17 protein-coding genes and 1 pseudogene are annotated in these 21,256 nt (G+C 65.2%); 15 read left to right on the forward strand and 3 right to left on the reverse strand.

The features are described from left to right. The first annotated feature begins 193 nt into the window (after window positions 1–193). From ACFTWF_RS22850 to ACFTWF_RS22865, 4 genes are all read left to right on the forward strand, one after another. Window positions 194–1,501 carry a flavin monoamine oxidase family protein gene (locus tag ACFTWF_RS22850; RefSeq protein WP_378463463.1) on the forward strand — a complete coding sequence of 436 codons (1,308 nt, stop codon included), beginning with the start codon at window positions 194–196 and terminating at the stop codon, window positions 1,499–1,501. Window positions 1,502–1,767: 266 nt separating this feature from the next. Beyond that, the gene (locus ACFTWF_RS22855) at window positions 1,768–2,019 is read left to right on the forward strand and encodes a nuclear transport factor 2 family protein (RefSeq protein WP_378463464.1); all 252 of its coding nucleotides are present in this window, start codon (window positions 1,768–1,770) and stop codon (window positions 2,017–2,019) included. Next, the gene (locus ACFTWF_RS22860; RefSeq protein WP_378463465.1) at window positions 2,016–2,186 is read left to right on the forward strand and encodes an ester cyclase; all 171 of its coding nucleotides are present in this window, start codon (window positions 2,016–2,018) and stop codon (window positions 2,184–2,186) included. Before ACFTWF_RS22855 ends, ACFTWF_RS22860 begins: the two co-directional genes overlap by 4 nt. 143 nt (window positions 2,187–2,329) lie before the next feature. After that, window positions 2,330–3,070: a hypothetical protein gene (locus tag ACFTWF_RS22865; RefSeq protein WP_378463466.1), complete on the forward strand. Its 741-nt coding sequence runs from the start codon at window positions 2,330–2,332 to the stop codon at window positions 3,068–3,070. 182 nt (window positions 3,071–3,252) lie between these two features. On the opposite strand, the gene ACFTWF_RS22870 is transcribed toward ACFTWF_RS22865, so the two are convergent. Then, window positions 3,253–4,137 (reverse strand): LysR substrate-binding domain-containing protein, encoded by an 885-nt coding sequence (locus ACFTWF_RS22870; protein ID WP_378463467.1) that lies wholly within the window; start codon window positions 4,135–4,137, stop codon window positions 3,253–3,255. Between the two features lie 113 nt (window positions 4,138–4,250). Between ACFTWF_RS22870 and ACFTWF_RS22875 the strand changes: the two genes are divergently transcribed. The 6 genes and pseudogenes from ACFTWF_RS22875 to ACFTWF_RS22900 form a co-directional block, all read left to right on the forward strand. Then, a complete protein-coding gene (locus tag ACFTWF_RS22875; protein ID WP_378463468.1) occupies window positions 4,251–5,453 on the forward strand; it encodes a CaiB/BaiF CoA transferase family protein in 1,203 nt (400 codons plus the stop codon). Between the two features lie 61 nt (window positions 5,454–5,514). Further along, the gene (locus ACFTWF_RS22880; RefSeq protein ID WP_378463469.1) at window positions 5,515–6,309 is read left to right on the forward strand and encodes an enoyl-CoA hydratase/isomerase family protein; all 795 of its coding nucleotides are present in this window, start codon (window positions 5,515–5,517) and stop codon (window positions 6,307–6,309) included. A 14-nt stretch (window positions 6,310–6,323) separates the two neighbouring features. Continuing rightward, a complete protein-coding gene (locus ACFTWF_RS22885; protein ID WP_378463470.1) occupies window positions 6,324–7,403 on the forward strand; it encodes an acyl-CoA dehydrogenase family protein in 1,080 nt (359 codons plus the stop codon). Beyond that, window positions 7,400–8,374, forward strand: a complete 975-nt coding sequence (locus tag ACFTWF_RS22890; protein WP_378463471.1) for an acyl-CoA dehydrogenase family protein — start codon at window positions 7,400–7,402, stop codon at window positions 8,372–8,374. The genes ACFTWF_RS22885 and ACFTWF_RS22890 overlap by 4 nt, the downstream gene beginning before the upstream one ends. A 215-nt stretch (window positions 8,375–8,589) precedes the next feature. Further along, window positions 8,590–9,783: a thiolase family protein gene (locus ACFTWF_RS22895; RefSeq protein WP_378463472.1), complete on the forward strand. Its 1,194-nt coding sequence runs from the start codon at window positions 8,590–8,592 to the stop codon at window positions 9,781–9,783. 355 nt (window positions 9,784–10,138) lie between these two features. Then, window positions 10,139–10,231 (forward strand): annotated as a pseudogene (locus ACFTWF_RS22900) (CoA transferase); the annotation flags it as partial. Window positions 10,232–10,318: 87 nt separating this feature from the next. Here ACFTWF_RS22900 and ACFTWF_RS22905 read toward each other — a convergent pair. Next, the gene (locus tag ACFTWF_RS22905; RefSeq protein WP_378463473.1) at window positions 10,319–11,128 is read right to left on the reverse strand and encodes a FadR/GntR family transcriptional regulator; all 810 of its coding nucleotides are present in this window, start codon (window positions 11,126–11,128) and stop codon (window positions 10,319–10,321) included. Window positions 11,129–11,222: 94 nt separating this feature from the next. Here ACFTWF_RS22905 and ACFTWF_RS22910 point away from each other — a divergent pair, with 94 nt between their 5' ends. The 4 genes from ACFTWF_RS22910 to ACFTWF_RS22925 all read left to right on the forward strand — a co-directional run bounded on the left by ACFTWF_RS22910 (window position 11,223) and on the right by ACFTWF_RS22925 (window position 16,461). Then, window positions 11,223–12,434 (forward strand): cytochrome P450, encoded by a 1,212-nt coding sequence (locus tag ACFTWF_RS22910; protein ID WP_378463474.1) that lies wholly within the window; start codon window positions 11,223–11,225, stop codon window positions 12,432–12,434. A gap of 305 nt (window positions 12,435–12,739) precedes the next feature. Next, window positions 12,740–14,188, forward strand: coding sequence for an APC family permease (locus tag ACFTWF_RS22915; RefSeq protein WP_378463475.1), 1,449 nt, complete (start codon window positions 12,740–12,742; stop codon window positions 14,186–14,188). 162 nt (window positions 14,189–14,350) lie between these two features. After that, window positions 14,351–15,496, forward strand: a complete 1,146-nt coding sequence (locus ACFTWF_RS22920) for an acyl-CoA dehydrogenase family protein (RefSeq protein WP_378463476.1) — start codon at window positions 14,351–14,353, stop codon at window positions 15,494–15,496. Between the two features lie 125 nt (window positions 15,497–15,621). Further along, window positions 15,622–16,461, forward strand: a complete 840-nt coding sequence (locus ACFTWF_RS22925) for an LLM class F420-dependent oxidoreductase (RefSeq protein WP_378463477.1) — start codon at window positions 15,622–15,624, stop codon at window positions 16,459–16,461. A 188-nt stretch (window positions 16,462–16,649) separates the two neighbouring features. Here ACFTWF_RS22925 and ACFTWF_RS22930 read toward each other — a convergent pair whose 3' ends face one another. Beyond that, complete coding sequence (locus ACFTWF_RS22930; RefSeq protein ID WP_378463478.1) at window positions 16,650–19,904, reverse strand: protein kinase; 3,255 nt, start codon at window positions 19,902–19,904, stop codon at window positions 16,650–16,652. A 492-nt stretch (window positions 19,905–20,396) separates the two neighbouring features. On the opposite strand from ACFTWF_RS22930, the gene ACFTWF_RS22935 reads away from it, so the two are divergent. After that, window positions 20,397–21,110 carry an HNH endonuclease family protein gene (locus ACFTWF_RS22935; RefSeq protein ID WP_378463479.1) on the forward strand — a complete coding sequence of 238 codons (714 nt, stop codon included), beginning with the start codon at window positions 20,397–20,399 and terminating at the stop codon, window positions 21,108–21,110. The last annotated feature ends 146 nt before the right edge of the window (window positions 21,111–21,256 follow it).

Genomic DNA, 21,256 nt, shown 5'->3' on the forward strand with positions numbered 1-21,256 from the left:
TTCCTACGGCGAAGCCTCCGTGTTCACGGCACCTCCTCACACCGGCGCCGAGCCACCTCTGCCCGGCAGCTTGAACGCCCACGGACGCGTCGGCGCACGGCCACCTAAATATAAATACTATAACCTCTAGTATATGAAATTATGTAATGTTAGGTTGTGACGGCGCTCATAAATGATGAAGGAGAGAGTGTCGATGGACGAAGTTTTTGATGTAGTTGTCGTGGGGGCGGGGTTCGCCGGCATCACCGCCGCTCGAGACCTGACCGCGGAGGGGAAGTCGGTCGTCGTTCTGGAGGGACGCGACCGCATCGGTGGCCGTACCTACACCGATGGCACGATCGGGCGACCGGTGGAACTTGGTGGCGCCTATGTGCATTGGACACAGCCGAACCTGTGGCGGGAGATGCAGCGGCACGGTCTGGAACTGTCGACACCCGAGCCGATCGAGCGCGTCCACTGGCTGGCCGACGGCACACTGCACTCGGGCACCGAGGCCGAGTTCGACGCCCTCGCCGGCCCGAGTATGGAGAAGTTCGTCGAAGACGCCCGTGAGCACTTCCCGTATCCCCACGATGTCCACACCACGGACATCGGGGAGATCGACTTCGAGACCTTCACCGATCGGATGAAGCGACTCGACCTCGACCCGGCCGACCGCGATATGCTCGACGGCATCCTCTCCTACACGGTGGCCGCACCCGACCAGCAGGCGGTGTCTCAGCTGCTCCGTTGGGCTGCATTGTATTTCGGGGATTGGCGAGCCCTGTGGGAGTCGGGGGCCTACTGGCGTATCGCCACGGGAACCAAGAGTCTGATCGAGGCGATCGCGGCCGACTCGTCGGCTGATATCCGGCTGTCCACTCCGGTGTCGGCGATCGCGGACGACGGCGACGAAGTGGTCGTCACCACACGATCAGGGGACACGATCCGCGCCAAGGCCGTCGTCGTGACGGTCCCGGTCAACGCCCTCAACACGATCGAGTTCTCGCCCACGCTGAACGAGGGCAGCCGGCGTCTCGCCGACGAGGGGCATCCGATGCGCAACCGCAAGATGTGGGTCCGGGTCAAGGGCGAGATCGAAGCGTTCACCGCCTACGCGCCGCTCGGTGCCAACCCGATCACCATCGCCATGACCGAATACCGACTCGACGGTGACAGCTTGATCGTGTGCTTCTGCCCCGACGCCACAGCGCTCGACCCCGACGACAAGGCCGCGGTGCAGAAGGCGTTGCGTGCGTACGTGCCCGACCTCGAGGTCGTGGACACCGACGGGCACGACTGGGCGGACGACGAATTCTCGCAGGGCACCTGGATGATGATGCGTCCCGGGCAGTTGTCGTCGACGGTTCCGGACATTCAGGAGCCACACGGCCGTGTCTACTTCGCCGGAAGCGATATCGCCCCCTCGTTCGTCGGGTGGATCGAGGGTGCTCTCGAAAGCGGCGCACTCGCGGCGCGGAATGTGGTGCGCGATCAGGCGGTCGGCAGCACGCAGGCCTGAGAGTCGCCCCTTTCTGCCGGCGACCCGGCTGTGACCGCCGCGGACGTCCGCAGGGCGAACTCGTCGATCACCCGCTGTTACCAACCCGGCGGCAGCGGTGTGGATCGCCGGAGCCGGCAATTCTGACGCGGAGAACCGTTCGGCCGTCGGCCCGAGCGGGACCGCGCCCACCGCTCACATCCGCACCTCCCGCATTCGACCGCTATCTGTCCTGGGTGTGCCGTGCATCGAAACCCGGCACACCCGGGGCGCAGAAGGGAGTCCCAGTGCGCCCCGGCTTGGACAACTTCGTCAAGGACATGGATAAGGCATGGATAGATAAGCGGCGCCACGAAGCTATTGCCGAGCATTTCGCGGACGATGGTGTTCTGCACGACATGACCTCACCCGGGCCGGTCACCGGCCGCGCCGCGATCGCTGAAGCCCTCAGGGCCTTCACGAACGCCTTCTCCTCGATGTGTTTCAGAGTTCCGTCGTCGCCGATGATGATGAGACGGCCACCGCCGAATGGACGGTGACCGGAGTGCATACCGGGGACTTCGACGGCATCGCACCGACCGGTAACCGCATCGAGGCACGCGGGGTCAACCTGCTCAAATGCAACCCCGGCGGATTGTTGCGCGAGGAGCGCTCGTACTGGGACTCGGGGACGCTGCTGCGTCAGCTCGGAGTCTTCGACAACTGATCGGAACTAACGACCACGCCGCCCGGGGTCCCATCAGGGCGCCGTTGCTGTACACCCCCGCGTGCCGTCGCTCGTTGCTTCTCACGGCGGAGCAACCCGCGACTCTCATTCGAAACGCCTCACCCTTCACAATGGAGACCCCGATGATGATGACACGTCTCATTGCGGTGACAGCCTTTGCCATCACGGCAGCGGTCGCCACCACCAGTACCGCCAGTGCCGCACCGCAACAATCCGATCCGCACCACCCGTCAGCCGTCGAAACGGAGATACTCCCCGGCATTCACTACACGGCGAGCGTCATCGACAGGTCCGTCGTCCTGACGACCGATGCCGGCTCACTGACCACCCGAGGCGACCAGTTTCAGGTACTCGATGACGCTGGGAACCTGGTGGCCGGCTTCCCGCTGACCTACTACCGGGATGGGAAGGAATGGCCGGTCGCCGCACAGATCGACGGGAGGAGCGCCACCCTCACACCCAGCACCGATTCCTCGACAGCCACACCGCTCGAGGATGCAGCGCTCCCACTGGCGCCGAACGCCCTGGATGTTCAATCACCGGAGTTCAGCACTGCCCTCATCAACTTCGGTACCGAGGTCGCGCTCGGCGTCGGGATGGGCAGTCTGATCGGAACGGCGATCGGTGCCGGGATCGGATGCATCGCTGGCGGAGCGCTCGTCGGATCCGCCGTCGCCGTCCCGACCATTGGCACCCTCGCCGTCCCCGGCTTTCTCGGCGGATGCCTGGTGACCGGGGCAGCAGCAGGTGCCATCGGAGCCGTCGCGGGAACCATAATCGTGGGCGGGCCGGTCGCCGTTGCAAGCGCACTCCAGTTCTACGACGCCATCAACGCCCCCGCCACCGAACCCCTGGCGGGCTGAAAACTGCACGCCCCAGGCGTTACTTCGGGCAACGAGTCGGATAGCCGTGTCGCGTGGTTCAGCCATCGACACGGCGACCGGTCGTGCTGAGCGTCGGTGGTCGAAGTGGACGGTCAGATCACGATCACATTCGACAGGGATTCGCACGGCACCGTGGTGACCCAGCGCAGACCCCATGCGTGCTACGCAGGATGCCCGACGAGCGCCATCACTCGGTCGACCAGCGGATCGCTGCGTGCCGCACTGGCGATGACGAGTGTGTGCAGACGCGGCGCGTCGACGAGCGGCCGGTAGGTGATCCCGGGAACGGTTCCGTCGCGGATCTCCCGTGGAACGAGACACACGCAGTGGGCGGCGGCGACCAGACCCAGCATTCCCATCAGGCTGTCGGCTCGCCCACCATCTCTGGGCTCGAAACCTTCGGCGCGGCAACCTGAGTAGATCAACTGGCTGAGCCCGGGCAACGCGGTCGAGGAGGGCAGCGCGAAATCCTGATCCCGCAGGTCGGCCAGGGCGATGTTGTCCCGGGACGCGAGATCGTGCTCGGCGGGAAGTGCGCACACCAACGGTTCGTCGTGCAGGAGCCGGATATCGAGATGGTCGGGGTCCGCCAGTGGAGCGCGGACCATCGCGAGGTCCAGCCGCCGGCTGCGCACCATGTCGGCGAGTTCGGCGGAGGTGCGTTGATAGAGGTGGATGCGTAGGCCGGGCAAGTGGCCATGCACCATGCCGATCAGGCGGGGAACCGAGACGTAGGAGGCCCCGCTGACGAATCCGAGGCGCAGCGTTCCCTCCGCTCCTCGTGCGATCCGCCTGGCACGTTCGGTGGCGGAACTCTGTGCATCCAGGAGGTGTCGTGCATCGAGAGCGAACGACTTCCCCGCGGGGGTGAGTTCCACCTGGCGGGTGCTTCGCTCCAGCAGCGGCACCCCGATGGTTTTCTCGAGGCGTTTGATCGCCTGGGTGAGGGGCGGCTGGCTCATGGACAGTCGTTCGGCCGCGCGGCTGAAGTGCAGTTCTTCGGCGAGCACGACGAACTGCTCGAGCAGCCGCCGGGAAAAATCCATATCCTCCATCATATTAATGGTGCCATAATTAGTATTGGATATCGACGGCTGTTGCGGTTTTCATTAGTGGTGTGAAGCACGACAACCTTGGGTCCCACGGATCGAGCACATCCATGTCCCCTCGCGCAGAACCCTCCACCCCTGCGGTTTCGACCCGCGGTCCCCTGGAAGGGCTCCGCGTGATCGAATTGGCCACGGTCATCATGGGCCCCTACGCCGGTCAGCAATTCGGTGATCTCGGTGCGGACGTGATCAAGGTCGAGGCTCCCGCCGGTGATCCGACACGGCAGTTCGACCCGAAACGGCATCCGGGGATGGGCGGTCCGACCCTCAATCTCAACCGCAACAAACGCAGCATCACACTCGACCTCAAAGACGCGTCCGATCGAGATTCGCTTCTCGCGTTACTCGAGACCGCCGATGTGTTCATCACCAATGTCCGTCCCGGCGCGCTCGCGCGGCTGTCACTGGGATGGGAGGACATCGCGGCGGTCAATCCGCGTTTGGTCTACGCCACCGCACAAGGTTTTCGATCCGACTCGGTGATGCGGGACAACGCAGCCTATGACGACATCATTCAGGCGGCCACCGGACTTGTCTGGCTCAACGAGCAGGTCTCGGGCCAGCCGCACTTCATCCCATCGGTGGTGGCCGACAAGGTATGCGGACTGATGATGGTGCAATCGGTGCTCGCCGCCCTGCACTACCGCGACCGTACCGGGCGCGGGCAGCACGTCGAAATCCCGATGGCGGACACCATGATCGCCTTCAATCTCGTCGAACACCTCGCCGGAGCGACACTGGACCCGTCTGACGACAGCGGTTACGGCTACCGACGGGTTCTCAGCCGGGAACGCAAGGCCTGCCGCACCGCCGACGGGTGGATGTGCATCCTGCCCTACAACGACACGAACTGGCGGGACTTCTTCGCGTTCGCCGGCGACCCCGACGCCGCAGCCGATCTCCGGTTCACCACCATGGCCGGCCGCGTCGCGAACGCCGATGCCCTCTACGCCAGAATGCGCTCCTTGACAGCGCAGTTCAGCACTGCCGAGTGGCAGCGCATGTGCGATCGCGCGAGCATCCCGGCGCATCCGGTGTACAACCTCGCCGAGAGCGCGACCAGCCGCTACGCACGGGACGGCGGTCTGCTGACCACCGCTGAGCACCCCACCGAGGGGTCCTACCAGCTGATCGGTCACCCGGTCCGGTACTCCGAGACACCGGCGCAACTGCGCCGGCACTGCCCGGCCCAGGGGCAGCACACCGAGTCGATCCTCGACGACCTCGGCCATCGGCTGCGGAGCCGGGCATGACCGCCCGCACAGCCATTCGACCCCGGGCCTGCCGCACCACTGTGAACGGAGACGAACTGCCATGACCATTTCCGGAGGTGACCTTCTCGTCACCATCGACAACCAGATCGGGCGTATCACCCTCAACCGGCCCGAGAAGAAAAATTCCTTCACCGTCGCCATGCTCGAGGACTGGGCGCAGGCGCTGCACGACTTCCAGCGCGACGACGGGGTGCGGGTCGTCGTGGTCCGAGGTACCGGTGAATCCTTTTGCGCCGGAGCAGATCTCGCCGACATCGGTGGGATCGATCGCACACCGTTGACCAATCGCAGGCTGATGACCGACACGGTCCACCAGGTGGCACGTGCGGTCGAGGATCTGACCAAACCGCTCATTGCCGGTGTCAGCGGTCCCGCCGTCGGCGCCGGAATGGATATGGCCTTGATGTGTGACTACCGGATCGCCTCGACAACGGCGCGGTTCTCCGAGGGGTACATCCGCGTCGGCCTGGTGCCCGGGGACGGCGGCTGCTTCTACCTGCCGCGGCTGATCGGCCGCCCCCGCGCACTGCGGCTGCTGTGGACCGGCGAGTTCGTCACCGCCGAACAGGCCCTCGACTGGAATCTCGTCGACGAAGTCTGCACGGGCGACGACTTCGACACCCGGCTCCATGCCTTCGCCGCCCAGATCGCCCGGCAGCCGCCCGTGGCGGTCCAGATGATCAAAACCGCAGTACGCCAATCCGATACCGGCGACCTGCGGGCGGCGCTCGACCTGATCGCCTCACACCAGGCGGTGGCGATGACCACGGCCGACTCTATCGAGGCGCTCGACGCCTACACCACCCGACGCACCCCCGTCTTCGAGGGACGATGACAAGCCAGGACACGATGACTACACGAGAACAATCGCTGCGCGCTGCGGTGCGCGAACTGTGCGCCGAATGGGACTACGAACCCCGATGCGACGCCTGGGGCGGCGAGACCGACCCCGACTTCAGCCGGGAACTCGGACGGCGCGGACTACTCGCGCTGACCTGGCCGAAGGAACTCGGCGGCGCTGCGGAATCGAACCTGTCCCGGCTCGCGGTCACCGAGGAACTGCTCCGCGCCGGCGCCCCGGTTTCCTACCACTGGGCAGGCGAACGACAGATCGGCCCAACCCTGATCCGCCACGGCAGCAAGGCACTGCAGGACGAATTCTGCACCCGCCTGGCCAGGGCAGAGATCAGCTTCGCGCTCGGGATGAGCGAACCGGACGCCGGCTCCGACCTGGCCGCGGTCCGCACCACGGCCACCCGCACCGATGAAGGCTGGGTCATCAACGGCCGCAAGATCTGGACGAGCGGCGCCCACTTCGCCGACTACCTCTACGTCCTCGCCCGCACCTCCAAGGGTGAGGATCGGCACGCCGGCCTGAGTGAATTCGTGGTCGACACCTCCGCACCCGGCGTACACGTGCAACCCATCATCGGCATGGACGGAGGACATCACTTCAACGAAGTCGTCTTCGACGACGTTCACGTGCCCGACCGGTGGCTGATCGGCGCCGAGGGACACGGCTGGCAACAGGTCATCTCCCAGCTCGCCTTCGAACGCGGTGGTCCCGAACGATTCCTGTCGATGTACCCGCTCCTGGGCGCGGTCCTCGACGCCGAAGTCCTCGACGACACCGACCGCGCCGCACTCCGCGTGCTGACCGCACAGCTGACGGTCCTGCGGTCACTCTCGCGGAACATCGCGGCCGCTTTGGACGCCGGACACAGCCCGGTCGCGGAGGCCGCCACCAGCAAATACCTCGGCAACCGGCTCGAACTGGCCACGCTCGACTTCGTCCGGCCTCTGCTGCCTCGGTGTGATTGGCGCGTACAGGCCCTGTTCGACGCGGCCGTGATCGCGTCCCCGAAGTCGGGTCTACGCGGCGGCGCCGCCCCGGTCATGCTGTCCATCGTCACGAAGGAAATGCAATGAGCACCACGATTCTCACCGACGAAGCGGCCCAACTCGCGGCGACCGTCACCGATGTGGTGGCCACCTGGCACCCCCCGGCCGCGGGCCGCCTCATCTCCGACACCGAACACTTCCAGGACCAGTGGAAGGTCGCCGAGGAATTGGGATGGACCACGATCCTCGACGACGCCGACTGCACCAGCTTCGAAACGCTGGCACAGTCGGCCGAACTCATCGACGCCGCCGCCGCCGTCACCCGCACACTCGCCCACGCCGGCGCCGCCCTTCCCGTCCGGCAGACTCTGGTTGCGCGCGCTCTCGCCTCCCAGCCGATAGCGACCGGCCCGATCGTGGTCAGCCCGCACTCGTTCGGGGTCTGGGACCCGATCGCGACCGTCTTTGTCGATGGGGACGGCACTGCCCACGAGCGGACGGCGCAGGAAACGGCGGACCGCGACATCGCTGCCCGGCCCCTGCACCGCACCGACCCGCCGAAGGACCTCGGGGACGGACCCGACAGTGTGCTGGCCCAGTTTCTGCTCGTCCAGGAAATCGCCGGCGCCGCCCATGGTGCGATCGAGCAGGCCCGCGCCTACGTTTCCAGCCGGGTGCAGTTCGGCCGGCCCCTGATCAAGCTTCCCGCAGTGGCCCAGGAACTGGGAAGGCTGACGATCGCACAGCTGCAACTCGACGAGGCGATCGCCGAATTCGCTCGCCGCCTGCACACCGCATCAGCTGATCGGATCCTATTCGCTGCCACCGTCGCCCGGGCCCTGGCCTGTGATGTCGCCTCCGACGTCGCCGCACAGACACACCAATTGCACGGTGCACTCGGCTTGACCGCGGACGCCACGCTTCGGCACCGCACCCTGCTGCTCTGGGCGGACCGGGACGAGGGCCTGCACCACCGCGGCTGGGGCGTGGATACCCTACCTAACTGCGAGGTCGACCTGTGGTCGCTGAGCCAGCCGGAGGGCACCCTTCCCGCCTGACGACGGCGACGCCCACACCTCGACCAGGTTCCCCGCCGATCTTCTCCAATCTTGATTTCACCCGTGGTGGGCCCGGGCACGTCGCCTCGTGTACAACACCGCTGCCTCGACGCGGTTTATGAACCGAAGCGCGGGTCACCGGCGCGCACCGACACGACTCGCGGCACCCTCTTCCCGCATCTAGCGAGGTCACCACCCATTCGAAAGGAACATTGATGACGAACGCTGTCATCGTCGACGCGATCCGAATCGCGTCCGGCAAGGGCAAACCCGGCGGTGCCCTGTCCGGCACCCACCCCGTCGAACTCCTCGCCCAGGTCCTGCGCGCGCTGATCGACCGCAACGACCTCGATCCCGCCCTCGTCGACGATGTCATCGGCGGCTGCGTTCAGCAGGTCGGTGAGCAGTCTGTCAACATCACCCGCACCGCCCTGCTGTCCGCCGGCTTCCCGGATTCGGTGCCCGGGAACACCATCGACCGCCAGTGCGGGTCGAGTCAACAGTCCGCGCACTTCGCCGCCCAAGGTGTCATCGCCGGCGCCTACGACATCGTCATCGCATGCGGCGTCGAATCCATGAGCCGGATACCCATGGGCACAGCTCCCGCCGGCCAGGACCCCACCGGCCCCGGCATCGCCGCCCGCTACCCGGAAGGCCTCATCCACCAGGGCATCTCAGCCGAACTGATCGCCGCAAAATGGAAACTCGACCGTGAGACCCTCGACACCTACTCCGCCGAATCACACCGGCGAGCCGCCACCGCGAGCGACTCCGGCTTCTTCGGCGCCGAAATCGTCCCTATCGCCGTCCGAAACGCCGACGGATTGATCACTCCCCACGAGGTCGACGAAACCGTCCGCGCCGCCACCACCGCTGACAGCCTCGCAAGGTTGGGCCCGTCGTTTCGCACGGACACCGTCGCGCAACGCTTTCCGGAAGCCGGCTGGCACATCACCCCCGGCAACTCGTCGCCGCTCACAGACGGCGCCTCCGCCGTCCTCATCATGAGCGAGGAAATGGCCGCAAAACTGGGCCTGATCCCACGCGCCCGGTTCCACTCCTTCGCCGTGGCCGGCGACGACCCCATGTTCATGCTCACCGCCCCTATACCCGCCACCCACAAGGTCCTCGCGAAGTCCGGGCTGTCCATCGACGACCTCGACGCCTACGAAGTCAACGAAGCCTTCGCGCCCATCCCACTCATGTGGGCCCATGAGTTCGCCGCCGACCCCACCAAACTCAACCCCCGCGGCGGCGCCATCGCCCTCGGACACGCCCTCGGTTCCTCCGGCACCCGCTTGCTCACCACCCTCGTCAACCACCTCGAAGCCACCGGCGGACGCTACGGACTCCAAACCATGTGCGAAGGCGCGGGAATGGCCAACGCCACCATCATTGAAAGACTCTGAAACACCCTCAACGTCGCCGTACGGGAGGCCGGCGAACAGCCCAACAGGGTTGTGTGGGATCCGATCCACCGATCCCGTCGGCATATCGGACGGAGTGGCCGCCATCGATCTGCTGCATCCGGTACCGCGTACCCGGACCTCTTACAGACGATCGACGACGCCAACGCTTGGCTCACTCGATGCAGCTTTCAACTGGAAGCGCAGCACGCACTGCCGGCGGCGGCCGCCTCCGTCGAGGGCATCGACGCCTTCAGGAACAAACGCCCGACAGTCCCGGCGCTAATCGATCGATCGAATCGGACGCCGGTGCCGACAGTCCCCCGCGAACCGGCGCACCGATCGGAAGGAAACAGTGATGATGGGGCCTCTCGACGGATTGCGAGTGATCGAGCTGGCGGGTATCGGGCCGGGCCCGCACGCGGCGATGGTCCTCGGTGATCTCGGGCCGACGGCTGAAGCCTCCGTCCGTCACCGGAGTACCGGGGTTGCACTCAGCGCTGCAAGGTTGATTCGCCCAGACGTAAGATCCGCGAAGTCATGCCTGCGCGGAATCGTGTGGGCCGTGCGCCCCTGCAGTGGCGCGTATGAACCCGAGGATTCCTTCCGCGCTGCTACTCATGTGCTCGGCCATCAGCCGACGTGCCGCCTCCGCGTCACCCGCTTCGATTGCCGCAAGGATGTCGCGGTGCTGGGCGTTCGTTGTATGGCGGGCCTGCGGGCCCACTCGGAACGCCCCCATCAGGGGGTTCAACTCGGCCTGCACCTCCGTCTCCGCCCGCGCCAGCCGGTGTGACCGGGTGCACGAGGCGATGGTGACGTGAAAGGTTGCGTCGCACTTACGGAATTCCTCGAACGCTTCCGCCGCGTCCATCCGCTCGAGCAGCTGCCACATCTCAGCGATGTCCTCGGCTGTGGCGTGTTGGGCAGCGAGCGCCGCGCTCTCCCCGCCGATGGCGATGCGATAGGCGGTGAGGTCCTCGAGGTACTCGTCGGTGATCGCCGCGATCCGCTTCTGCGCTTCGCGCTCGGGAACCGTGAGAGCCAGCTCTTTGACGTAGGTGCCGCCCTGGCGACCGCGTCGGGTCTCGACGTAGCCGGCTTCGCGCATCACGGCGAGCGCTTCACGCAACGTCATCGCGGAGATCCCCAGCTGCTCGGCCAGTTCCGACTCGGAGGGAAGTCTGGCTCCGACATCGAAGATGCCCAGCCCGATGGCCTCACCGAGCCGGCGAACGGTCTGCGCTACCAGCCCTTCGCCGCCGATCGGGGACAAGATGACACTGCGAACGAGCAGGGACGCCGGTGAGGGGGTCCGGGAATCGGACGTCGAGTCATTGGTATCCATTATCTCCACATCATATAGGTATAGAGCCGTATGTGTCATTGGGTGAGGATCACTCAGGACTTGCAACTCTAACATCTAATGTTAGAGTTAAGGCATGAGTATCGAATCCGCCACCGATGGCGAACTGCTGAAGATCACCGACCCTGGTTTCTCTGCGATGGGTGAGGAGATCCGTGCGGCCAGGCAGCGAAACTGGTATGCCCGAACCAATTACGGTCTCGCTGTCCTTCGTCACGGCGAGGTGGGTGCCCTGCTCAAGGACCGTCGGCTCCGGCAGGGCAGCTGGTCGTGGCCCGCACAGAACGGCATCAACGACGGTGTGCTCTCGGACTGGTGGAAGAACTCCCTGGTCGGTATGGAGGGTGAGGACCATGCCCGCATCCGCAAGTTGGTCAATCCCGCGTTCTCCCTCTCGGTCATCGCGACGATGACCGAGAGTTTCCGCGAGCTCGCCCACGATGTGATCGATCAGTTCGCCGACACCGGCGCATGCGAATTCATGACGGATTTTGCCGAACCGTACTCTTCTCGCGCTCTGTCCCGGCTGCTCGACCTGCCTGAAGAAGATTGGCGCGAGCTCACGCAACTCGCGGCCGACATGGGGCTCGCGTTCGGTCCAGAAATCGTCGAGCAGCGCACCACGATCGAAACCGCAATCCTCGATCTCTACGCCCGCGCAGACGAACTCGTCGCCCAGCGCCGCGGCCATCCCACCGACGACTTCGTCTCGGCATTGGTCACTGCAACGGACGAGGCCGGCGATCGGCTGAGCGATCACGAGCTTCGGGAGCTGATCACCAGCCTGATCTTCGGCGGCATGGACACCACGCGCAGCCAACTCGGATTGATGATGCAAACCTTCGTCGAGCACCCGGATCAATGGGCGTTGCTCGCTGACCGGCCGGAACTCGCCGCCCAGGCGGTCGAGGAAGTCATTCGCTTCAATCCGACGATCCACTGGACCACCCGGCTGGCAACCGAGGACTTCTCCTTCCAGGGTGTCGACATCCCGGAGGGTACGGTGCTCCACCTCCTGTCCTACGCCGCCGGCACCGACCCCCTCGCCGTCGGAGACGCGAGTTTCGACATCACGGTCAAACGCGCCCCCCACTTCGGCTTCGGGGGAGGGCGGCATCACTGCCTCGGGCATTTCGTCGCCCGGCTCGATATCCGCGAAGCGCTGCAAGCCCTTTCGCAGCGCCTCATGCAGCCGCGGTTCTCCGCCCTGCCCAGCTATCGGCCCCCGACCGGAAACACCGGCCCGATCGAACTCCCCGTGAGCTTCGTTCCAGCACGCCCGAACTGACCAGAGAGGTGACCGGCACGCCGTCCTGCCGAGCCGTAGGCGTCGGGCGAACGGACGGCAGTGTCCCTGCATGGGCGCGGGGCGCGAGAAACCTACCGCTCAGATTTTTAACATAAAACCTCTTGTATTAGTGGTATGACGGCAGTAGCGTTCTCGCTCATCGATCGGAGTGCGCGTCGTCACACCCCGGTCAGTCACCCTCACCGAAGGAGCTCACATGACCGAGCGGGAATCCACTGTCCACAGAAGTGGACGGAACTGTCTGCAGACGGCGTGCCTCGGCCCGTCAACCAAGGCGGCGTGACATGACCAACCCCTCCACATCCACAGCAGGCGGTGGCGCCGCCGCGGAGGCGCACCTCGAGTCGGGACGTTTGGGGCGGGCCTCACTCGTCTCGTTGTCCCTGGCGTCCTTCTTCCCTGCCGTAGGCATCGCTCTGGTGCCTCTGCTCGTGTTCAGCACCGCCGGCGCCAATGCATGGCAGGCATCCCTCCTCTCCACGATCGCCGTCATTTGCGTCGGGCGAGCGGTCACCGCGTTCGCCCGGCGGTATGTCGCCACCGGATCGCTGTACTCCTACATCGGAGAGGTATTCGGACCCTGGGCCCGATACCTGACCGCGGCCGCACTGCTCGCCGGATTCATCGCCGCGATCGGAGCACTCGCCGCCGTCGTCGGGATCTTCGCCGGAAGCTTCCTGCTCACGCACGGCGTCGACAACGCCCTGTCATTCGGCCCGCAACTGGCGATCTTCCTCCTCGCTCTCACCCTCGCCGCCGCGATCGCCTACCGCGGCCTCGACACCTCGGTCTGGATCGCGGTGACCCTCGCCGTGCTGTCGTTCCCCCTCGTCCTGGTCATCACCATCGCCAGCGCCGCCAAAACCGGACTCGATCTCGCCCATCAGTTCAGCCTCAGCGAATTCAGTCTCAGCGGAACCCTCCAGGGCATGGCGGTCGGAGCGGCCTTCCTGGTCGGATTCGAATCCTGCACCGCACTCGCCGCGGAAACACGCAATCCCCGCCGCAACGTTCCTCTCGCCGTCATGTCCGTCCCGGTCCTCCTCGGAGGCCTCTTCCCCCTGGTCACGATCCTCCAGGTCCCGGGACTGCAGGCGGCCTCCGCCGAACTGGACGCCGGAATGTCGGCGCCCGCGGCATTGGCGCTGCATGCCGGACTCGGCTCCGGCGTCGCCACCGCCAGCGACCTGGTGCTCGCCGTCGCCACCTTCGCCGCGCTCATCGGCTTCGTCAACTACGGTGCGCGCTTCGCCATGACCCTCGCCGACGACGGTGTCCTCCCCGCGCCGCTGGGGAGAATCCATCCTCGCCACCACAGCCCCTTCGTCAGCATCGCGGTGATGTCCCTCGCCGGTCTCGTTCTCGCTACCGCCCTCGTCTTCGTCGCGGGCGACGTAGTGTCGGCGTACTACACCGTCGCTCCCCTCGTGGTCTACCTGTGGGTGCTCCCGTACGTCCTGATCACCATCGGCGCCATCGTGCTCACCGTGCGAGCGCGCGAGAACCGGCCGTTCCTGATCGGCGCGTCCGTTGTCGGCGCGGTGGCGACCGCGTGGATGTACCTCAACGGGGTAATCAATCCACCGCCCTCACCGGCCGACTCCATGTCCTGGGTCGTGCTGATCGTCCTTGCAGTCCTGCTTGTCGTCTTCGCCATCACCAAACGCAGACAACCTCCGAGTACAGGGGTGGAAGTCTCACCGCGACCGGCGGTCCAAGTCGAAGAGGTCTGACCAGTTCGAATCTGAAAAACGCGAAGTGGCTGGAGGGACACATCCCTCCAGCCACTTCACCATGCCCACCTGGAGAAACAGCGGCCCCGATCACGCTGCGCTGTGGTCCTCCAGACCCGGGAACAGCGCAAGCGACACCATCACATCCGAGAGAGAATCAACATGAACACACACATCCCGTCGTGGCACGACGACGAAGTCAAGGCCCTGTCCGAGCTCGCGGTCGGATTCTTCGAACGCGAGGTGGTCGCGCACCACGAGAAGTGGGACGCCCAGCACCGCATCGACCGTGAGGTGTGGCTGGCGGCGGGCAAGCTCGGACTGTTGTGCTGCTCGATCCCCGAGGAGTACGGCGGCGGCGGTGGCACGTTCGCCCACGACCTGGCCGTGTTCGAGGCCCAGGGATATGCCGGTGACCTCGCGCTCGGCATTTCCGTGCATTCCGGCATCGTCCCGCACTACATCTACGAGTACGGCACCGAGGAGCAGAAGAAGGCGTGGCTTCCGGGCATGGCGACCGGGGAGATCCTCGGCGCCATCGGCATGACCGAGCCCGGCGCCGGCTCGGACCTCAAGGCGATCAAGACCACCGCCATCCGGGACGGCGACGAGTACGTCGTCAACGGGTCGAAGACGTTCATCACCAACGGCGCGTCCGCCGACCTGATCGTGCTGGCGGTCAAGACCGACCCGAAGGCCGGCGCCAAGGGGGTGTCGCTGCTGATCGTCGATCTGCGGGACTGTCCCGGATTCGCCGTGGGTCGGGTGCTGGACAAGGTCGGTCAGCACGGCGCGGACACGTCGGAGTTGTCGTTCACCGACGTGCGGGTGCCGGTGTCGAACCTGCTCGGCGAGGAGGGGCAGGGGTTCGGGCAGTTGATGGCGCAGCTGGTGCAGGAGCGGTTGATCATCGGCGTGCAGGCGTCGGGTGCGATGAATCGTGCGGTCGAGGACACCGTCGCGTATACGAGGTCGCGGCAGGCGTTCGGGCACAGTCTGTTCGAGTTCCAGAACACGGCATTCGAGCTCGCCGAGTGTCAGACCATCGCCCGCACGTGTGCGGTGTTCCTGGACCATTGCATCGAGGCGCACCTGCGGGGCGAGTTGGATCCGTCCGAGGCGGCGATGGTCAAGTACTGGCTCACCGAGCAGCAGTGCGCGGTCATCGACCGGTGCGTGCAGTTGCACGGCGGGTACGGATATATGCGCGAATATCTGATCGCCCGGATGTACGAGGACGCCCGCGTCCAGAAGATCTACGCGGGCGCCAACGAGGTGATGAAGGGAATCATCGCGAAGTCGCTGTGACCGCCGGCTCGGACGACACCTCGTACGCGGCCTCGTCGAACCGGCCGAGCCGCTGCCGCATCCAGTCGTCCACTGATCTCTGTTTGTCTCACGACCCCAGGTTGCCTCAAGGAAGGTTCTCCACCATGCACATCGCAGGCAGTGTGTTTCTCACGGAATACTCGATTGGTCCAGCTCAGCTGGCTACGGCAATGGAGGAGCGAGGGTACGAGTCGTTGTTCTTGCCCGAGCACACCCACATTCCCATCAGTCGACTGACCCCGTACCCGGGCGGCGGCGAAATGCCCTCGAAATATGCTCACACCTACGACCCGTTCGTCGCCCTCACCGCAGCAGCCATGGTCACCACGACGCTCCGGCTCGCCACCGGGATAAGCCTCATCGCCGAGCGTGATCCCATAACGACCGCGAAGGTCGTCGCCTCCTTGGATGTCATTTCCGGCGGACGCACACTGCTCGGTGTGGGAGCAGGCTGGAACCGAGAGGAAATGAGGCACCACGGCACCGACCCCCGACACCGGTGGGCAGTGCTGCGTGAACGAGTCCAGGCGATGAAAGCGCTGTGGACTCACGAGGAAGCGGAATATCACGGCGACTATGTGAATTTCGACGCATCATGGAGCTGGCCGAAACCCGCCCAACCAGGCGGTCCCAAGATTCTCCTGGGAGGAAACGGGCCAGGAATCTTGAACCGAGTAGTCGATTACGCTGACTCCTGGATGCCCATCAGCGGGCCTACGCTGGCAACCAACGTCTCCGAACTCGGCAGGCTGGCCGACCTGGGCGGACGTTCGGATATCGGTGTGACTGTGGTGCATACCGGACCCCCTGAACCCCGAGCGTTCGACAGCTATGCGCAGCTGGGAGTCGACCGAGTTGTTCTCCTCTTACCGACTGCAGGTGAGACTGAGACGTTGAAGAAGCTCGACGAGTGGTCCGCCTACGCAGGGGAATTCACTGCCTAGTTCCCGCTCGCCCGGCCGGACCTCGTCGAGAAGGGGCCCATCGATGCGCCTTGCCCAGGGCATCGCCCCGCGAAGTGCGGGAGTTGGAGCAGTTTACGTGCACGACGCGTCACGATCGGCGTGTTTGCGTGCTTGCCGAAGGTGTTAATGTCCCGTTTGGACTCCATGCTTGTTCTAGCACAAGGGAGCTACGAGGATTGTCTCTCTTCTACAACCCAGGCAGCGACCTGTGTCCGCGAGGTGAATCCGAGTTTGGTGAGGATGTGTTCGACATGTCCTTGCGCGGTGCGTTGAGAGATCACGAGCCGGGCAGCGATCGCCTTGTTGGTCAAACCCTCGGCGACCAGATCCGCAACCTGCTGTTCGCGTTTCGTCAGGGTGCCCGAACCTGGGGACACCGGCTTGTGAGGGCGCTCGCCGAGCGCGTAGGTGACCGCGGAATCGAGATCCAAAGCCCTGCCATGCTTCCGCGCCTCTTCGAAGACCTGGTCTGTGAGCGCCAGACGGGCAACCCTCTCACACGCCTCGTGGTACACGAGCAGGTTCGGTACAAGCACAGAAGGGCTCCCGGCAACGCCACCGAGCACCTCCGCGGCGCCCATCAACGTACCGGCACGTGTCGGGTCACTGCCTCCGGCCACCCAGGCGAACGCCTCGAAGCAATTTGCACACCCAACGGGGTCGTCGACGAGGCGAGCAAGTCGCAATCCCTGCTCGAGCAGATCGATTGCTCGGCCCTGAGCACCCAATCGCCATTGGGCAACGGCCATCGCCCACAACGCGTACGACCGGTAAACGGATTCACCGTGAACCTCCGTAATCGCGAGGACTTCCTCATAGCATTCGATCGCCCGGTCGGGTTCGGTGTCGAGCAGCTGATACGCCAGTCCCAGCAGGGTCAAAGACTCGATCTGGAGCGCGAGATCACTCTCGGATCGGCGGAACACCGACAGTGCCCGCTCCAGACCCGACACCGCGCGCGGGAGATCGCCGCTGAACAACCCGAGCGTGCCGTCCGCATGGTCGGAGATCGCGTGCGCTATCGGGTCGTCAATCTGATCGGCGAGGGCGCGCGCCTGCTCGACAAGCTCGGCACCTCGCTCATGGTCCCGCTGCTGTTCGGTCATGAGGCAGTCGACGCCCAGCGCTCTGACGGTGGCGGTGGTAGGACGTTCGCCCCGGCGTGAGAGGAATTCGTCGAGCCAGCGTCTCTCCTCGCTGAGCAGGCCGCGTGACCCCCAGAATTGCGCCAAGGGTGAGGCGATCTGCAAACCGGCTTCGGCATCGTTCACTGCGAGGCAGAAGTCCATGGCCTCACGCAGATTCGGCTGCTCACTATCGAATCGTGCGATCCACTCGAGCTGCCGGGGACTGATGAATTCGTCCTCGGCCCGGCGGGCCAGCTGGCGGAACCAATCTCGGTGCCGCCGACGCAGAGCATGGTAGTCGCCGTTTTCCTGTGCCTTCTCGCGCCCGTAGGCACGCAGGGTTTCGAGCAATCTGAAGCGGACGGTGCCGCGTTGCTCTTCGCGGATCAGGATCGACTTGTCGACGAGGGATGCCACTGAGTCCAGCAGAGCCCCGGGCTGCAACTCGTGCCCGCACACGTATTCGGCAGCATCCAACTCGAAACCGCCGACGAACACCGACAGACGTGCCCACGTCAGTTGCTCGAGCGGGGAGCACAGATCGTAACTCCAATCGACACACAACCGGAGCGTCTGCTGGCGCGTCGGCGCGCCTCGGCTCCCGCGGGTCAACAGCGCATAGCGATTGGAAAGTCTCTGCAGGATCTGTTCGGGCGACATCGCCCGCAACCGCGCCGCCGCCAGCTCAATCGGCAACGGCAACCCGTCCAGCCGGTGACAGATCCGCGTCACCGCGGACTTGTTGGCATCGGTCAACGCGAAGGTCGATACCGCCGAGGTCGCGCGTTCGGTGAACAGCGACACGGCGTCGTAACGGGGAAGACCCTGAAGTGACGGCTCACGGTCGGGATCGGGGACGGTGAGAGGGGGAACCCGCAGCGTGGCCTCCCCGGCTACGGTCAGCGGCTCACGGCTTGTCGCGAGGATACGCAGATTCGGGTTATGTTGCAGCAGTGCTGTGGCGAGGTCGGCCGCCGCGTCGACCACCTGCTCGCAATTGTCCAATACCAGTAACAGCTCACGGGAAGACAAAAAGTCCAGCAGAATCTCGTGTATCGACCGGTCAGTTTGGTCCCGCAAGCCGAGGGTGGCGGCCACCACGTCGATCAACCGGGACGGAGTGCGGACTTCGTCGAGTTCGACGAGCCACGCTCCGTCGGCGAACTCGCGGCGGATACTCGTGGCAAGTCGTAGTGCGAGACGTGTTTTCCCCACCCCGCCGACCCCGACCAGCGTCAGCAGGCGTGATGATGCCAGCAGACTCTTCGCTTCGGTGATTTCGTGTCTGCGACCGACGAAGCTGGACAATTCCAGGGGGAGGTTCCCCCGTTCATGGCGGGAAGGGTTCGTTGGGAACCGTTCAGGTGATCGTGGTTCGGGTTCCAACATGGCTCGCGCATGCAGAGCCATATCGTCTACAGGTAGTCCGCGGCTGCGTTGAATTTCGCGTAGGTGCTCGGCCAATGCGGCGGCAGAGGGGTGCCGATCTTCGGGGTGACGGGACATTGCCTGCTCGATGACGGTAGCAACATCATCTGCGAGGCCTTGATCTCGCAGGTCCGGGGCTGATTCGGTTGTGATGCGGATGAATTGGGCTACCAAATGTTCGCCACTGCGGCGCTCAAATGCGGCGTGGCCGGTGACAGCGCAAAATAGGGTGGCTCCGAGTCCGTAGATGTCGGAGGCAGGGTTTGGGGCCGCGCCGCCGAGGACCTCGGGGGCAGTGAACGCGGGTGAACCGGTAACGATGCCCGAAGCAGTTTCGAACCCGCCGGTGATATGCGCGATTCCGAAATCCGAGAGCGCCGGCTCACCGTAGTCGGTGAGGAGGATGTTCGCTGGTTTGACGTCGCGGTGGACGATGCCCTGGCCGTGGGCTGCTTCCAGCGCGCCAGCCAGCCTCACTCCGAGCCGCAGCACTTCGTCCACAGGCAATGGACCGTGCTGCCTAATCCGTTCGTCCAGGGAGCCCTGCGGGTGGTACGGCATCACGATGAACGGTTCGCCGCTCTCGGCGACGCCGACCTGGAGGACATTGACAATGTTCGGGTGGCCGGTCAGGCGGCCCATGGCGCGTTGTTCGCGAAAGAAGCGCTCCCGGTTCTCCTCCGCGAGATCGTTGGTGAGCACCTTCACTGCAACGGTGCGATCGAGAGAGGTTTGTGTGCACTGGTAGACAACGCCGAAGCCACCACGACCGATCTCCCGAGCGTCGTAGAATCCGTCAGCGCTCAGCGCCGATGTGACCGAGGGGGTCACATCGCGGTGGGTCTCGAACGGATCGATGTCGGACATCGTCCAGATCGATTCATCTGTTCCGCGATACGTTCGACAAAATCCGCACGGTTAGCCTCTCGACGACGTGGTTCCCAGGATATCGCTGTCCGCGGCTCCGGGCGGGGCGGGCTACGGCTCGAATCGAACGCTTGGAGTGGACGGAACGCGCGGTGTCAGGACCAGCACAATCTCTTGATGAGCCGACGGTAGCGGGCCGCTATGGGAGATTATGTGGTCACTCGGCTATCGCGGTCGCGGGGTGCGCCGGTGGGCGGTGAGCAGCAGGCGGTCGAATTGGGTGTGCAGGGCCGGTGTCCGGTTCGAGTTCGGTAAAGCCGGCGACGAGCTGTTCGGGCGATGGTGCGCAGGCCGGTGTTGGCCTCTTGGGAGCGCCAGGTGAGGATGTCGAAGGCGCGGTCAGCGGGGACGTCATAAGCGATGGCGCCGTTGTCGGAGGCACAGGCAATAATGAGGTCACACCAGCCTCATAGGTAACAGGAGAACAGACGCATGCGCCATCGCCCCCGGACCGCCTTTCTCGCCTTGGGTGCGGTCACCGTGCTCGGTTTGACCGGGTGTTCGGCGATCGCCGATGCCGACCCGGGTACCGGATCGCTCGGGGGCGCACCGACCGCTCCCGCACCGGGGTTCGATCCGGCACCGGCGTTGGCGAAGCTCGAGACCCTGCCGGTCAAGGGCCGCGCCCCGAAGACCGGCTACACCCGGGAGCAGTTCGGCCCGTCCTGGTCCGACGACAACGGAGTCGAGGGCGGCCACAACGGCTGCGACACCCGCAACGACATACTCCGACGTGACCTGGTCGACCTGACCTACAAGACCAGTACGAAGGACTGTGTGGTGGCGACCGGCACCCTGCACGACACCTACACCGGCACGACCATCGCGTTCGTCCGCGGCCAGGACACCTCCACCGCGGTGCAGATCGATCACGTCGTCGCGCTGTCGGATGCCTGGCAGAAGGGCGCCCAGCAACTGAGCCCGGAGCAGCGCCGCGACCTGGCCAACGACCCGCGGAACCTGCAGGCCGTCGACGGACCGACCAACGGCCAGAAGTCCGATTCCGACGCCGCCTCGTGGTTGCCGCCGAACAAGGCCTACCGGTGCACCTACGTCTCCCGTCAGATCGACGTCAAGGCGCTCTACCGGCTGTGGGTGACCCAGGCGGAGAAGGACGCGATAAGTCAGGTTCTGCACTCCTGCTGACACCGATGGTCTGCGCGCTGGCGACGGACGGCGAGATGCGCTGGCAATCAGCCAATTGTGCTGTCGCCGCGCTGTAGCGCTACAACGCCGACGGCACAGCGCCGGAACTTCCACAGTGTGAGCGGTGATCTGGCGGCCCTCGGCGG

It is taken from the genome of Rhodococcus sp. NPDC056960, from assembly GCF_042674125.1.
In the GTDB taxonomy this organism is placed as follows: Bacteria; Actinomycetota; Actinomycetes; order Mycobacteriales; family Mycobacteriaceae; genus Rhodococcus_F.

Coding starts and splice junctions, on each gene's coding strand:
- ACFTWF_RS22870 (WP_378463467.1), bottom strand. CDS start 4,137: ATGGATTTTTCCCGGCGGCTGCTCGAGCAGTTCGTCGTGCTCGCCGAA.
- ACFTWF_RS22930 (WP_378463478.1), bottom strand. CDS start 19,904: ATGTCCGACATCGATCCGTTCGAGACCCACCGCGATGTGACCCCCTCG.
- ACFTWF_RS22905 (WP_378463473.1), bottom strand. CDS start 11,128: ATGGATACCAATGACTCGACGTCCGATTCCCGGACCCCCTCACCGGCG.
- ACFTWF_RS22850 (WP_378463463.1), top strand. CDS start 194: ATGGACGAAGTTTTTGATGTAGTTGTCGTGGGGGCGGGGTTCGCCGGC.
- ACFTWF_RS22895 (WP_378463472.1), top strand. CDS start 8,590: ATGACGAACGCTGTCATCGTCGACGCGATCCGAATCGCGTCCGGCAAG.
- ACFTWF_RS22920 (WP_378463476.1), top strand. CDS start 14,351: ATGAACACACACATCCCGTCGTGGCACGACGACGAAGTCAAGGCCCTG.
- ACFTWF_RS22935 (WP_378463479.1), top strand. CDS start 20,397: ATGCGCCATCGCCCCCGGACCGCCTTTCTCGCCTTGGGTGCGGTCACC.
- ACFTWF_RS22925 (WP_378463477.1), top strand. CDS start 15,622: ATGCACATCGCAGGCAGTGTGTTTCTCACGGAATACTCGATTGGTCCA.
- ACFTWF_RS22865 (WP_378463466.1), top strand. CDS start 2,330: ATGATGATGACACGTCTCATTGCGGTGACAGCCTTTGCCATCACGGCA.
- ACFTWF_RS22885 (WP_378463470.1), top strand. CDS start 6,324: ATGACTACACGAGAACAATCGCTGCGCGCTGCGGTGCGCGAACTGTGC.
- ACFTWF_RS22910 (WP_378463474.1), top strand. CDS start 11,223: ATGAGTATCGAATCCGCCACCGATGGCGAACTGCTGAAGATCACCGAC.
- ACFTWF_RS22915 (WP_378463475.1), top strand. CDS start 12,740: ATGACCAACCCCTCCACATCCACAGCAGGCGGTGGCGCCGCCGCGGAG.
- ACFTWF_RS22890 (WP_378463471.1), top strand. CDS start 7,400: ATGAGCACCACGATTCTCACCGACGAAGCGGCCCAACTCGCGGCGACC.
- ACFTWF_RS22875 (WP_378463468.1), top strand. CDS start 4,251: ATGTCCCCTCGCGCAGAACCCTCCACCCCTGCGGTTTCGACCCGCGGT.
- ACFTWF_RS22880 (WP_378463469.1), top strand. CDS start 5,515: ATGACCATTTCCGGAGGTGACCTTCTCGTCACCATCGACAACCAGATC.